The following is a 12,856-nucleotide window of genomic DNA, read 5'->3' on the forward strand; positions in this document are numbered from 1 at the left end:
GCCGCCAAATCCGACGATTACGACCGCATGACCGTGCCGGTCACCGTGCGCGAGCACGGGCCATTCCGCTTCATGGTCGACACCGGGGCGCAACGCACCGTCCTTTCGGACATGGTCGCCGCGCGACTGGGCGTGACCGGCACGGAGCAGGCCCAGGTGACCGGCGTTGCCGGCTCACGCGTGGTCAGTGTGGTCAATGTCGACCGGCTCAAACTGGGCCGCCGCAGCTGGGCGGGCAAGCAATTGCCGATCCTGCTGGCCAATGACGTGGGCGCCGACGGAATCATCGGCCTCGACGGATTGCAGGGCCAGCGCGTGATGATCGACTTTCGCCGCAATGAGGTGACGCTGATCGACCGGGTGAGCAGGGACCCGGCCGCCGATGGTTTCGAAATCGTCGTCGAGGCCAAGCGTCACAATGGCGAACTGATCATGACCAATGCGGTCATCGACGGTGTGAAAGTCGACGTGGTGATCGACACCGGTTCCGATGTCAGCGTGGGCAACCGCGCCCTGCAAAAGGCACTCGGCTCACGGGTGCAGGGGCGCACCGAACTGCAAAGCGTGACCGGGCAAAGCATCCAGGCCGAATATGGCACCGCGCGGCAATTCTCGATCGATGGGTTCAAGGTCACCGGTATGCCGATCGCCTATACGGACTCGCCCTCGTTTGCGCTGATGGGGCTGGACCGGCGCCCGGCGCTGCTGCTGGGCATGCCCACCTTGCGCCTGTTCGACCGGATCGCGATTGATTTCGTGGCCAAGCGGGTGATGTTCGACATGCCCGCCGCCTCGATACCCAATTCCTGAACAAAGCGGCCATTGGCGTTTGGCCGCTTCCCCCCTACATAGGCGGGCGATGCCTCCTGACCATTCCGCCTCGCCCGCCCCTTCCGCCAAGACGCCGCGCCATGATGGCTGGCAGACCTTGCGACGGTTCCTGCCCTATCTGTGGCCCCATGAACGGCCCGATCTGCGGATGCGGATCGTGGCGGCGGTCGTCTTCATTCTGGCCTCGACGGCCACACAGATGGCGCTGCCCTATTTCCTGAAATGGGCGATCGACGCGATGAGTGTTACCGGGCCGCGGGTGATGATGGGGGCCATGCTCTTTGTCATCGCCTATGCGGCAGGGCGCTTTGCGGGCGTGGCCTTCGACAATCTGCGCAACATCGTGTTCGAGCGCGTGGGGCAGGAAGCAACCCGCATTCTGGCCGAAAACGTGTTCGGGCGGCTGCATCAGCTCTCGCTGCGCTTTCACCTTGCCCGCCGCACCGGCGAAGTCACCAAGACCATCGAGCGCGGCACCAAGAGCATCGACACGATGCTCTATTTCATGCTGTTCAACATTGCGCCCACGCTGCTGCAGCTCGTCATTGTCGCGGTGATTTTTCAGATCAACTTTGGCTGGGGTCTGGTGGCAGCCACCGCCTTCAGCATCGCGGCCTATATCTATGTCACCCGCAAGATCACCGAATGGCGCACGCATCTGCGCGAAAAGATGAACAAGCTGGACGGGCAGGCCCTGTCGCGCGCGGTCGATTCGCTGCTCAATTACGAGACGGTCAAATATTTCGCCGCCGAAAAGCGCGAGGAGGCCCGCTATTCGGCCGCCACCCGCGCCTATGCCGACGCCGCCACGCGCAGCGAGAACAGCCTTGGCATGCTCAACATCGCGCAGGGGCTGGTGGTCAATCTGCTGATGGCGGGGGCCACGGCCTATACGGTCTGGGGCTGGAGCAAGGGGGAATATACCTCGGGCCAGCTCGTTTTCGTCCAGACCTATCTCACGCAATTGTTCCGCCCGCTCGACATGCTGGGCATGGTCTATCGCACCATCCGGCAGGGGCTGATCGACATGGCCGACATGTTCCGCCTGCTCGACACCGAACAGGAGGTGAAGGACAAGCCCGGCGCGCCCGCGCTGGTGGTCCGGCGGCCCTCGGTGGTGTTTGAGGATGTCGTGTTCGGCTATGATCGCGACCGCACGATCCTGAAGGGTCTGTCGTTTGAGGTCCCCGCCGGCTATCATGTCGCGCTGGTCGGCCCGTCGGGCGCGGGCAAAAGCACGATCGGGCGCCTGCTGTTCCGCTTCTACGATCCGTGGTCGGGCCGCATCCTGATCGATGGTCAGGATATTGCCGAGGTCTCGCAAACCTCGCTGCGCGCAGCCCTGGGCATCGTCCCGCAGGATTCGGTGCTGTTCAACGACACGATCGGCTATAACATCGGCTATGGCCACCCGACCGGCGAGGCCACCCCCGCCCAGATCGAGGCCGCCGCACAGGCCGCCGCCCTCTCCGGCCTGATCGAGCGCCTGCCCGCCCGTTTCGATACCGAGGTGGGCGAGCGCGGGCTGAAACTCTCGGGCGGCGAGAAGCAGCGCGTGGCAATTGCGCGCACGCTGGTCAAGAACCCGCCGATCCTGTTGCTCGATGAAGCCACCAGCGCGCTCGATACAAGGACCGAGCAGGACATTCTGGCCACGCTCCATGCGCTGTCGGAAAACCGCACCAGCCTGTCGATCGCCCACCGCCTGTCCACCATCGTCGATTCCGACTCCATCCTGGTGCTTCAGGACGGGCGGCTGGTCGAACAGGGCAACCATGCGCAATTGCTGCGGATGGACGGGCTCTATGCCGAAATGTGGGCCCGACAAGCTAATGAGACTCAGGCCAATGAGACGAGCGAAGCGGTCGCCAACGCCGCCGAATAAGAAAAGGGCCGGATCAACCGGCCCTTTTTTCAGATCTTCAGCTCGTGCCAGACCACCGCCTGCCCCACCTTCACACAGGCGTTTTCCGCATCATAGGTCATCGTGGGCGAGCCATAGAGCCCCCACCCCTGCGTCAGCGCTTCGGAGACGCGCTCGCAAAAGGCGCGGTCGTCCTTGCCGGTCAACAGGCGGTAGATCGGACGATCATCGGGGGTCTGATAGGTTTTCTCGGTCATGGGCCGGTGATCCTGCAAAAGATGGGGCGACGCAAGCGCCGCCCCACATCATCAGAGAATGAACTTCGACAGATCGGTGTCGTGCGACAGATTGTCCAGCCGTGCCTCGACATAGGCCTCGTCGATGGTGATTGTCTCGCCGCGCTTGTCCTCGGCCTCAAAGGACAATTCCTCCAAAAGCCGCTCCATCACCGTCTGCAACCGGCGGGCGCCGATATTCTCGACATTCTCGTTCACCTGCGCAGCGGTGCGGGCAATGGCGCGCACGGCCCCGGGGGTGAATTCGACGGTCACATCCTCGGTGCCCAACAGGGCGCGATATTGCTCGACCAGATTGGCGCGCGTCTCGGCCAGAATGCGCACGAAATCCTCTTCGGACAGCGCCTTCAATTCCACCCGGATCGGCAAACGCCCCTGCAATTCGGGCAGCATATCGCTGGGCTTGGCCACGTGGAACGCGCCGCTGGCGATGAAGAGGACGTGGTCGGTCTTCATCGGGCCATATTTGGTGGCAATCGTCGTGCCCTCGATCAGCGGCAGCAGGTCGCGCTGCACGCCCTCGCGGCTGACCGAACCGCCGCGCACGTCCGACACGGCGATCTTGTCGATCTCATCGATAAACACGATGCCATTGGCCTCGGCATTGGCCAGAGCGACACGGGCCACATCGTCCTGATCCATCCGCTTTTCGGATTCTTCATCCACCAGCCGGTCCCAGGCATCGGCCACGCGCATCTTGCGGCGCTTCAAAGGCTTGCCGCCCATCGCCTTGCCCAGCATGTCGGACAGGTTGATCATGCCGATGCCCCCGCCCATGCCGGGGATCTCCATCGGCGCGGAGGGCGAATCCTCGACCTCCACCTCGACCTCGACATCATCCATCGCGCCTTCGTTCAACCGCTGGCGGAAACTCTCGCGGGTCGCCTCGCTGGCGCCATCGCCGACCAGCGCCTTGAGCAGACGGTCCATCGCAGCCTTGCTTGCCGCCTCGCGCACGGCCTCGCGGCGGCGCGCCTTTTCCAGCCGGATTGCTTCCTCGGCCAGATCGCGCCCGATCTGTTCGACATCGCGGCCCACATAGCCGACCTCGGTAAATTTGGTGGCTTCCACCTTCACAAAGGGCGCATCGGCCAACTTGGCCAGACGGCGGCTGATCTCGGTCTTGCCGCAACCCGTCGGCCCGATCATCAGGATGTTCTTGGGGCTCACCTCATCGCGCAGATCGGCCGAGAGGTGCTGGCGCCGCCAGCGGTTGCGCAGGGCCACAGCCACCGCGCGCTTGGCGTCCTGCTGGCCGATGATATGTTCATCCAGCGCGCGCACGATCGCCTTGGGGGTCAGATTGTCATTCATGGGGAATCAGCCAATCGTCTCGACCGTCACGCGGTCATTGGTGAAAACGCAGATCTCGGCGGCGACAGCCATGGCCCGGCGGGCGATCTTTTCGGCATCCTCTTCATAATCGGACACCGCCCGCGCCGCCGCCAGCGCATAATTGCCGCCCGAACCGATGGCTGTAATCGTCCCGCTCTCAGTCGCTTCAGGCTCCAGCACATCGCCATTGCCGGTCAGCACCAGCAAGGTTTCGGCATCGGCCACGATCATCAGAGCTTCAAGGTTGCGCAGATATTTGTCGGTGCGCCAATCCTTGGCCAATTCCACCGCCGCGCGCAGCAATTGCCCGCGGTGGGTTTCCAGCTTGCGCTCCAACCGTTCAAACAGGGTAAAGGCATCGGCGGTGGCGCCCGCGAAACCGGCGATGACTTTTCCGCCTTCGCCAATACGGCGCACCTTGCGCGCATTGGGCTTCATCACCGTATTGCCCATCGACACCTGACCATCGCCCGCGATGACGGTCTTGCCGCCCTTCTTCACGCCGACGATGGTTGTGCCATGCCACTGGATCAGCCCGTGGCCAGCTTTGCTGCTATCCATGGATAGGCATATGGGAGCGGGCCGGAATTTGTCCAGACCGCACCCGAAAGATCAACGGTCCAAAGATCAGCTGCCGTTGGGGCCGGGGCGTCCGCCACCGGGGCCGCCCGCGCCGCCGCCCATACCCGCCGCGCCCACGGTACCGATATTGCCGAACAGATCTTCAAGGAAGGTCCGCTTGCGGCCCAGCGTCGGGGTCAAATCCTTGTCCGGGTTGAACCGGGCCACCTTTTCCATACCCGCGCGGTCAACGCCCAGCACATTGCCTTTGGCATCGAAACGCACGCGCAGGATCGTCTGCGCGGTCGGCTGCGGACGGCGGAAGGCCAGTTGCTTGGTGTCGGTGGCGATATAATACCAGTCCTGATCGCCGAACTGGCTGGCCAGCGTCGGGCGGCCCAGCGTGCGCTCGACCGAAGCCTTGTTGTCCACGCCCGGCAGCACCGAATCGACCAGCGCCGTATCGACAAAGAACCCGCGATGGTCGCGCACCGTGGTGCAGCCGCCAAGGCCCATCGCCGCCAGCGCCAGAGGCGCCAAAACGCCGATCTTTGCCAGCTTGCCCGAAACTGCCCGCATCCCGCTACTGCTCCATCTATAACCGGGCGCCGCGCGGCGGGAATATTCCGCCAATCCGCATTGCCAAAGCCTCAAGTCCATGCTTACCGAAAAACGCCTTACGGCTCCTTGGCGGCCTGCGCAACTCTCGTTGCTATGCGCGCTTGGGGTCGGGCGATTGAATAATGGCTGAACGATAAAAGGAGCGGCGGCCAAGCGCCATGACCAGTGCTGCACAACAAAAGCCCTCGCTGTTTTCGCGCCTGTTTGGCGGCAAAAGCGACGATTACGCCGCGGTGCGTCCGCTCTGGCACGCGCTGGTCGCGGCGGCCCGTTCGCGCGAATGGTACGCGCCGGGCGGACGACCCGGCATTGCCGACACGCTGGCGGGGCGATTCGATGCGATCACGCTGGTACTCAGCCTTGCGCTGCTGCGCATGGAGGGCATTGAGGAATTGCGTCTGCCCAGTGTGCGGCTGACCGAATTGTTTGTGACCGATATGGACGGGCAATTGCGCGAATCGGGCGTGGGCGATCTGGTCGTGGGCAAGCATATCGGGCGGCTGATGAGCGTGCTGGGCGGGCGTCTTGGCGCCTATCGCACGGCGCTGGCGGGCGATGCCGATCTGGCCGCAGCGCTCGAACGCAATCTGACGCTGGCGCCCGGCGCCGATCTGGCCGCGCTGGCGCAGGGCGCGCGCGAACTGGCCGATCATCTGACCGCGCTTGATGATGCCGCGCTTTTGGAAGGAAGGATCGCCCTATGAGCGACACACCCGAATTTTCCCGGATTATCGATATCCGCCATATTGAACCCAAGCCGGTCGAACTGACCGCCACGCCCGAGGAATGCAAGGCGCTGGCCAAGCGGTTCAACCTCGTCTCGATCGGCCATTTGACCGCGACAGTCACGATCACCCGCGATGGCGCGGTTATCCGTGCCAAGGGCACGCTGTCCTCGGATCTGGTGCAGTCCTGCGCGATCTCGGCCGAGGATCTGCCGCAAAAGATCCGCGAGAAGCTGGACCTGCGCTTTGTGCCTGAAACCGGCGTCGAGGGTGGGCCGGATGAGGAAATCGAGCTGAGCGAGGAGGATTGCGATGATATCCCCTACAGCGGCGAACGTTTCGATCTGGGCGAGGCGGTGGCGCAATCGCTGGCGCTCTCCATCGATCCCTTTGCCGAGGGGCCCGAGGCGGCCAAGGTGCGCGCGGCAGGCATTCTGGGACAGGAGAACACCAGCCCCTTTGCAGCGCTCGAGGCTTTGAAGAAGAAATAAAAAGGGGGCCATCTGGCCCCCTTCGCTTTTGGTGCAACCTGAACGGCCCCGATCAGAACGGGATGTCGTCGTCCAGATCCTCGCCATAGCCGCCGCCCGAGGACGAGCCGCCGCCAAAGCCGCCGCCCGAACCGCCCCCGGAACCGCCCGACGTGCGGCCCCAGTCGCTGCCGCCCGAAGACTGACCACCCGACGAACCGCCGCCCGAGCGACCGCCGCCATGGGAACCGCCGCCCGACGAGCCGCCGCCCCAATCACCGCCCGAACGGCCGCCGCCGCCCATGCCGCCACCTTGGCCGCCGCCCTGCGGGCCGTCCAGCATGGTCAGAGCCCCGCCCACGCCCACGCTGATCTCGGTGGTATAGCGGTCATTGCCGCTCTGATCCTGCCACTTGCGGGTGCGCAACTGGCCTTCGATATAGACCTTGCTGCCCTTACGCAGGAAACGCTCGGCCACGCCGACCAGACCATCGGAATTGAGGACCACCTGATGCCACTCGGTGCGCTCCTTGCGCTCTCCGGTGGTGCGGTCCTTCCAGCTTTCGCTGGTGGCGATGCGCAGATTGGCGATGCGCCCGCCGTTCTGGAACGACTTGACCTCTGGATCGGCGCCCAGATTGCCGATCAGAATGACCTTGTTGACGCTGCCTGCCATGAAACCCTCTTAGCCTAGAACCCCAGCGCGACTGCGCTCCAATAGGTGATGCCCGCAAAGACATAGGCAAGCGCGAAGAGATAGGCCAGCATGAAGCCGGGCCATTTCCACCCATTTGTTTCACGCCTCGTCACGGCGATGGTGGAAATACACTGCGGCGCGAAGACGAACCATGCCAGAAAGGCCAGCGCGGTCGGCAGGCTCCAATGCTTCTGCAGCTGCGCCGAGAGCTGATGTGCGGTGGTGTCATCATCGCCCGCCGCGACCGCATAGGTGGTAGCCAGCGAGGACACCGCCACTTCGCGCGCCATCATCGAGGGGATCAGCGCCAACGCAATATCGCGGTTAAACCCGATGGGCTTCAAGGCCACGGCCAGCCCATTGGCGATATGTCCGGCGAACGAGGCATCGACCTGATCCTGCCCCTTTGGCGCCTGCGGAAAGTTGAGCAGCAGCCACAGGACGATATTCACCTGAAGGATGATCGTGCCCGCGCGGCGCAGGAAGATCCAGCCGCGCTGAAACAGGCCCAGCCCCAGATCGCGCAGGCGGGGAAGCTGGTATTTGGGCATCTCCATGATGAAGCCGCTGGCCGCGCCCTTGGTGACGGACCGGCGCAGGATCAGCGCCACCACCATCGCGCCCACAATGCCGAACACATAAAGCCCGAACAGCACCAGCCCTTGCAGCCCCACCACGCCCACCGGGCGGTTGGGGATAAAGGCCGCAATAATCACCGCATAGACCGGCAGGCGCGCCGAACAGGTCATCAACGGCGCGATCAGGATCGTGGTCAACCGGTCCTTGGGATCGGTGATCGACCGCGTGGCCATGATGCCGGGCACGGCGCAAGCAAAGGAGGAAAGCAGCGGAATGAAGCTGCGCCCCGACAGACCCACGCCCGCCATCATCCGGTCCATCAAAAAGGCCGCGCGGGCCATATAGCCGGTGGCCTCAAGCACGAGGATGAAGAAGAACAGGATGATGATCTGGGGCAGGAACACGACCACCGCGCCCACGCCCGCCATCACGCCATCGGTCAGAAAATCACGCAGCAGGCCGGGCGCCATCGCCCCCTTCACTGCGTCGGAAATCAGACCGACAAAGCCTTCCAGCCCGTCCTGCAAGGGCGCGGCCCAGGCAAACACCGCCTGAAACACCACGAACAGCAGGCCCAGCAGAAACACCGGCCCGATCCACGGATGCAGCAAAACATCATCCATCCGCGAATGCAGGCGGTGCTTGGCGCTTTCCGAAATGATCACGCCATCGGCAATGGCATGCGCCTCCATCCGGCGTTCGGCCAGATCGAGGCGCGCGCGCGGATGGGGCGCATCACCCGCATGGCCCTCGGCCTGCGTAATCGCCTCGCCCAGTTCGGTCAGCCCGCGCCGCCGCACCGCCACAGTCGGGATCACCGGCACGCCCAGCGCGTTCGACAGAGCCTTGGGATCAAGAACCAGCCCATCACGCTCGGCCAGATCGATCATGTTGAGCGCGACCACCGTGGGCTTGCCCAGCGCGATCACTTCCTGCGCGAACACCAGATGCTGCTCCAGATTGCTGGCGTCCAGCACGATCACCAGGACATCAGGGGCCGGTTCGCCCGCCAGTTCGCCTAGGATCACCTTGCGGGTGACTTCCTCATCCGGGCTGGTGGCCTGAAGCCCATAGGAACCGGGCAGATCGGTCAATTCAATCGGCGCGCCATTGGGCAATATCATCCGACCCCCGCGCCTTTCCACGGTCACGCCGGGATAATTGGCGATTTTCTGCCGCGCGCCGGTCAGCGCGTTGAACAGGGCGCTCTTGCCCGCATTGGGATTGCCGACCAGCGCGGCCTTGTGCCAGCGGCTCATTGCCCGCTCTCCAGCCCATTTTCCAGCAGCGTGACCTGCATCGCGCGGGCATGAGCCCGGCGCAGCGCCACCGTCATGCGGCCCACCCGCAGCGCCAGCGGATCGGCCCCGCCAAACACGCCGCGATGCGACACCGACAATTTCGATCCGACATCCACGCCCAGCGCCCGCAGGCGCAGCGCCTCTTCCTCGACAAGGGCGGCCCAATCGACAGCCACAATCCGGGCATTTTTCCCCACGGGCAACATGTCGAGCGTCATCACGGAATCTGGCATCGCGTTCATGCTTCTGCGCTGCCAGAGTTCAGAGCAAATTGCAACTCACTCGCAATAACTGGATAAGATTTATGATGCGCCGGGGGAACGGGCCGGTGCCGGGCGTGACACGGATGTGTCACGCCACCATCAAAGACTCGCCGGATAACGCAAGCGGCCGAGCAGCCGAACCGGACTGAAATGCATCGCGTCGCGGCGCAGCAATTGGCCCTTGATCTTCTCAAAGCGCATCACCCCCTCGATGCGGCGGTCGAGGAAGGCCAGTGTCTCAGCCTTGCCCTCGCTCTCATCATTGGCGAAAACCGCCAATGTCGCCGCATAGATGCCTGCCAGCGTGACGCGCTTGGTGTAATGATTGAAATCAACCGCCGTATCGCCCGCCAGACGCCACATCGCATCCGCGCTCTGCCAGCCCAGCCGGACCGAGGCGGCCAGATTACGCGGCCGCGCCATGATCGCCTGAGCGCGGCGCAAGGATTCCTCCGCTCCGTCCAGCGCCGAGAGGCGAAAGCGCACCAGCCGCGAAATCCGCTCGCGAATCGGCAATTTGGCCAGCTCTGCCGCAGGCAGCGCCTCGGCCATCGCCAGATCGATCGAGGCGACCCATGCCGAGATCATCGCCATCGCGCCCTCATTAAAGGCGTAAAGCGCGACATCCTCCGACACGCCCTTTTCCATCGCCGCGGCGCGCACCGCCTCCTCGCCCCAGCCGTCGAACACCGCCGCCCGCGCCACGGCGGGCGCCAGCAACACGCGCAATTCGTCGAGCGAGAGATTATCGGCCTGCATCATCATGCGCTCCTGCGTCAGAACGAAGGCCCATAGGTGCGGGCCTTGTTGTCAGTCTTCTTGGCGTTGGTGTTGATCTCTTCGATCAGATTGTCGTTGCGTTCCAGCTTGGCATAGTCGCGCGCGCTGCGGCCCGAACTGTCGGCGCGGTCGGGGCTGGCCCCGGCCTTGAGCAACACGCGCATCATCGCGATATCGCGGCGATGCACCGCCGAAATCAGCGGGGTTTCGCCGGTCGAATTGGGTTCATCCACCCGCGCCCCGCCCGTGATCAGCAATTCCATCCCTTCGACAAAGCCGAGATTGGCCGCCACCACCAGCGGGGTCTGGCCCTTGGCATCGCGGATGTTGGGATCGGCCCCCTTGCCCAGCAGAAAGCTGATCCATGTTGTATCACGCCTGGCGGTAACGATATGCAGCGCGGTTTCGCCGGTGGAAACATCGCGCGTGTTGATGATCGTCGTGCCCGGTTCGGCCAGAGCGTCGGTGACCTCCTGCCCTTCCTTCTTCTTCACGCTTTCGAGGAATTTATAGCTTTTCGAAAACTGGGCCTGCGCCGGGCCCGGCATGGCAACGCCCACGGCCAACGCGGCAAACAGCGCCACGCGCAGTTTGCGCAGATATGTGCCAGAGATCACTTCACTTCCTCCATAGCCGAACGCGCCGCCCTTAAACCCTCATGGGCGCATCATCGCACCTTGCGCAAGGGCCTTTAGCAGAGCATGAACAGCCGCGCCATGATCAAGCCCTTTCGTCCACCCCTGATCGCGCTGCTTGCCGGCGCGCTGTTGCTGTCGGGTTGCAAATCCGCGCCCTCTCCTGCCGATCCGCCGCTGGCGGGGGCCGCCATCGGCGGTCCCTTCACGCTGGTGGACAAGGACGGCAAGACTGTCCAATGGTCCGATTTCAAGGGCTTCTACCGGATCGTCTATTTCGGCTACACGTTCTGCCCCGATGCCTGCCCCACCGATGTGGCGGTGGCGATGCGCGGGCTGGACGCCTTTGCCAAGGCCCACCCCAAAGAGGCCGACCGCATCCGCCCGATCTTCATCTCCATCGACCCGGCGCGCGATACGCCCAAGGTGGTGGGCGAATTTGCCGCCGCCTTCTCGCCGCGCCTGATCGGGCTGACCGGAACGCCCGCGCAGGTGGATCAGGCGGCCAAGGCCTTTGCCGCCTATTATGCACGCGGCAAGGAAACCTCGGGCGGCTATCTGATGGATCACAGCCGCATCGCCTATCTGATGGGGCCGGATGGCCAGCCCATCTCGATGCTGCCTGTCGACAAAGGCCCGCAGGCCGTGGCGGAGGATCTTGCAACATGGGTGAAATGAGGGACCGCTTCTGGGAACTCCAGCTCCACCGCCTGAGCAAGGCGGAATGGGAAGCGCTGTGCGATGGCTGCGGCCAGTGCTGTCTGCACAAGGTCGAGGATGAGGACAGCGGCGAGATCTTCATGACCAATGTGGCCTGCAAACTGCTCGACCTGCGCACGGGCCAATGCAGCGATTACAAGAACCGTCGCGCCCATGTGCCCGATTGCATCCGCCTGACGCCCAAAAGCGTGCGGCAATTGGGCTGGCTGCCCGAAACCTGCGCCTATCGCCGCCGGGCCGAGGATCGGCCGCTGCCCGAATGGCATTACCTGCTGACCGGCGACCGGCAGAGCGTCCATGACGCCAAGGCCAGCGTCGCGGGTCGTGCGATCAGCGAAACAGTGGCCGGGCCGCTGCACCATCACATCATCTGGCCCGAGGGCATGGTGCCGATGGAGATCCTCGAAGAGGACGAGGATTGATGCTCGACTGGCTGCGTCGCAGTCAGCGGGAGGAGGAGAGTCCCTCGATTACCCTTAATGGTGTGCGTGTGCCGATCGCCATCCGCCGCCTGCCGCAATCGCGCCGCATGACCATGCGCCTTGCCCCCGATGGCAGCGAGGTGCGGATCGCCATGCCCAAATGGGGCCGGACCCAGGATGCGCTGGATTTCGCCAATCTGCGGGCCGACTGGCTGGCCGCGCAACTGGCGCGCCATAGCCCCAAGGTGGAGCTGGCGCCGGGCGGGGTGATCCTGTTTGCCGGGGTGCCGCATCGCATCGCCCACAGCCCCGGTTCCGCCCGCCGCGTGGTGTGCGAAGGGGGCGTGATCCACATGGGCGGCGCACTCGATTCGCTCGCACCCCGTCTCACCCGCTGGATGCAGGCGCAGGCGCGCGAACATTTTGTTCAGGATCTGGCCTTTTATTGCGCTCGCGCCGGGGTGCCCGTGCCCCCGCTGGCGCTCTCGGGCGCGCAGGCGCGGTGGGGCAGCTGTTCGGCCCGGGGCAGCGTGCGGCTCAACTGGCGTCTGATGATGGCCCCCGATTCGGTGCGCCGCGCGGTGGTTGCCCATGAGGTCACGCATCTGGTCCATTTCAACCATTCGCCCGCCTTCCACGCCCTGCTTGCCCAATTGTTTGAAGGCAGTATCGAGGAAACCAACCGCTGGCTCAAACGCCATGGGCGCTCGCTCTATACGCCGCTTGGCTGATCCGGGCGCATAGTGCTGGCGTAAG

General features: G+C 64.2%; 16 protein-coding genes (1 of these 16 only partly in view). 7 read left to right on the forward strand and 9 right to left on the reverse strand.

Translation table 11 applies throughout. The annotated features are described in order from the left end of the window. On the forward strand, window positions 1-810 hold the 3' portion of the coding sequence (locus FHW92_RS09680) for a retroviral-like aspartic protease family protein (RefSeq protein WP_168603063.1). Its footprint begins 114 nt before the window's first position; the window shows 810 of its 924 coding nt (coding positions 115-924); its start codon lies beyond the left edge, outside the window; it ends in the stop codon at window positions 808-810. A gap of 49 nt (window positions 811-859) precedes the next feature. After that, entirely contained in the window at window positions 860-2,716 is a 1,857-nt protein-coding gene (locus FHW92_RS09685; RefSeq protein ID WP_168603064.1) for an ABC transporter ATP-binding protein/permease, read from the forward strand. A 29-nt stretch (window positions 2,717-2,745) separates the two neighbouring features. Here FHW92_RS09685 and FHW92_RS09690 read toward each other — a convergent pair whose 3' ends face one another. From FHW92_RS09690 to bamE, 4 genes are all read right to left on the reverse strand, one after another. Beyond that, on the reverse strand, window positions 2,746-2,952 hold the full coding sequence (locus FHW92_RS09690; protein ID WP_168603065.1) for a DUF1737 domain-containing protein: 207 nt from the start codon (window positions 2,950-2,952) through the stop codon (window positions 2,746-2,748). 51 nt (window positions 2,953-3,003) lie between these two features. Next, complete coding sequence (gene hslU, locus FHW92_RS09695; RefSeq protein ID WP_168603066.1) at window positions 3,004-4,305, reverse strand: ATP-dependent protease ATPase subunit HslU; 1,302 nt, start codon at window positions 4,303-4,305, stop codon at window positions 3,004-3,006. A 6-nt stretch (window positions 4,306-4,311) separates the two neighbouring features. Beyond that, window positions 4,312-4,887 carry an ATP-dependent protease subunit HslV gene (hslV, locus tag FHW92_RS09700; RefSeq protein ID WP_168603067.1) on the reverse strand — a complete coding sequence of 192 codons (576 nt, stop codon included), beginning with the start codon at window positions 4,885-4,887 and terminating at the stop codon, window positions 4,312-4,314. 66 nt (window positions 4,888-4,953) lie between these two features. Further along, complete coding sequence (gene bamE, locus FHW92_RS09705; RefSeq protein WP_168603068.1) at window positions 4,954-5,466, reverse strand: outer membrane protein assembly factor BamE; 513 nt, start codon at window positions 5,464-5,466, stop codon at window positions 4,954-4,956. Between the two features lie 200 nt (window positions 5,467-5,666). Here bamE and FHW92_RS09710 point away from each other — a divergent pair, with 200 nt between their 5' ends. Both FHW92_RS09710 and FHW92_RS09715 read left to right on the forward strand, forming a co-directional pair. Further along, window positions 5,667-6,212 carry a ubiquinol-cytochrome C chaperone family protein gene (locus tag FHW92_RS09710; protein WP_168603069.1) on the forward strand — a complete coding sequence of 182 codons (546 nt, stop codon included), beginning with the start codon at window positions 5,667-5,669 and terminating at the stop codon, window positions 6,210-6,212. Further along, window positions 6,209-6,724 (forward strand): DUF177 domain-containing protein, encoded by a 516-nt coding sequence (locus FHW92_RS09715; protein WP_168603070.1) that lies wholly within the window; start codon window positions 6,209-6,211, stop codon window positions 6,722-6,724. Before FHW92_RS09710 ends, FHW92_RS09715 begins: the two co-directional genes overlap by 4 nt. A gap of 52 nt (window positions 6,725-6,776) precedes the next feature. Here FHW92_RS09715 and ssb read toward each other — a convergent pair whose 3' ends face one another. The 5 genes from ssb to FHW92_RS09740 all read right to left on the reverse strand — a co-directional run bounded on the left by ssb (window position 6,777) and on the right by FHW92_RS09740 (window position 10,940). Then, the gene (gene ssb / locus FHW92_RS09720; protein ID WP_168603071.1) at window positions 6,777-7,379 is read right to left on the reverse strand and encodes a single-stranded DNA-binding protein; all 603 of its coding nucleotides are present in this window, start codon (window positions 7,377-7,379) and stop codon (window positions 6,777-6,779) included. Window positions 7,380-7,393: 14 nt separating this feature from the next. Then, window positions 7,394-9,238 carry a ferrous iron transporter B gene (locus tag FHW92_RS09725; protein WP_168603072.1) on the reverse strand — a complete coding sequence of 615 codons (1,845 nt, stop codon included), beginning with the start codon at window positions 9,236-9,238 and terminating at the stop codon, window positions 7,394-7,396. After that, window positions 9,235-9,498 carry a FeoA family protein gene (locus FHW92_RS09730; RefSeq protein WP_168603549.1) on the reverse strand — a complete coding sequence of 88 codons (264 nt, stop codon included), beginning with the start codon at window positions 9,496-9,498 and terminating at the stop codon, window positions 9,235-9,237. The genes FHW92_RS09725 and FHW92_RS09730 overlap by 4 nt, the downstream gene beginning before the upstream one ends. Window positions 9,499-9,642: 144 nt before the next feature. Then, complete coding sequence (locus FHW92_RS09735; RefSeq protein WP_246870044.1) at window positions 9,643-10,308, reverse strand: COQ9 family protein; 666 nt, start codon at window positions 10,306-10,308, stop codon at window positions 9,643-9,645. 11 nt (window positions 10,309-10,319) lie between these two features. Next, window positions 10,320-10,940: an ankyrin repeat domain-containing protein gene (locus tag FHW92_RS09740; RefSeq protein ID WP_292693855.1), complete on the reverse strand. Its 621-nt coding sequence runs from the start codon at window positions 10,938-10,940 to the stop codon at window positions 10,320-10,322. 84 nt (window positions 10,941-11,024) lie between these two features. On the opposite strand from FHW92_RS09740, the gene FHW92_RS09745 reads away from it, so the two are divergent. From FHW92_RS09745 to FHW92_RS09755, 3 genes are read left to right on the forward strand one after another with little or no spacing between them, the layout of a single operon-like run. Then, on the forward strand, window positions 11,025-11,636 hold the full coding sequence (locus FHW92_RS09745; RefSeq protein WP_246870045.1) for an SCO family protein: 612 nt from the start codon (window positions 11,025-11,027) through the stop codon (window positions 11,634-11,636). Continuing rightward, the gene (locus FHW92_RS09750) at window positions 11,624-12,100 is read left to right on the forward strand and encodes a YcgN family cysteine cluster protein (protein ID WP_168603074.1); all 477 of its coding nucleotides are present in this window, start codon (window positions 11,624-11,626) and stop codon (window positions 12,098-12,100) included. The genes FHW92_RS09745 and FHW92_RS09750 overlap by 13 nt, the downstream gene beginning before the upstream one ends. Next, entirely contained in the window at window positions 12,100-12,831 is a 732-nt protein-coding gene (locus FHW92_RS09755) for a SprT family zinc-dependent metalloprotease (protein ID WP_168603075.1), read from the forward strand. The genes FHW92_RS09750 and FHW92_RS09755 overlap by 1 nt, the downstream gene beginning before the upstream one ends. The last annotated feature ends 25 nt before the right edge of the window (window positions 12,832-12,856 follow it).

This window comes from Novosphingobium sp. SG707, from assembly GCF_012275515.1.
Taxonomy (GTDB): Bacteria; Pseudomonadota; Alphaproteobacteria; order Sphingomonadales; family Sphingomonadaceae; genus Novosphingobium.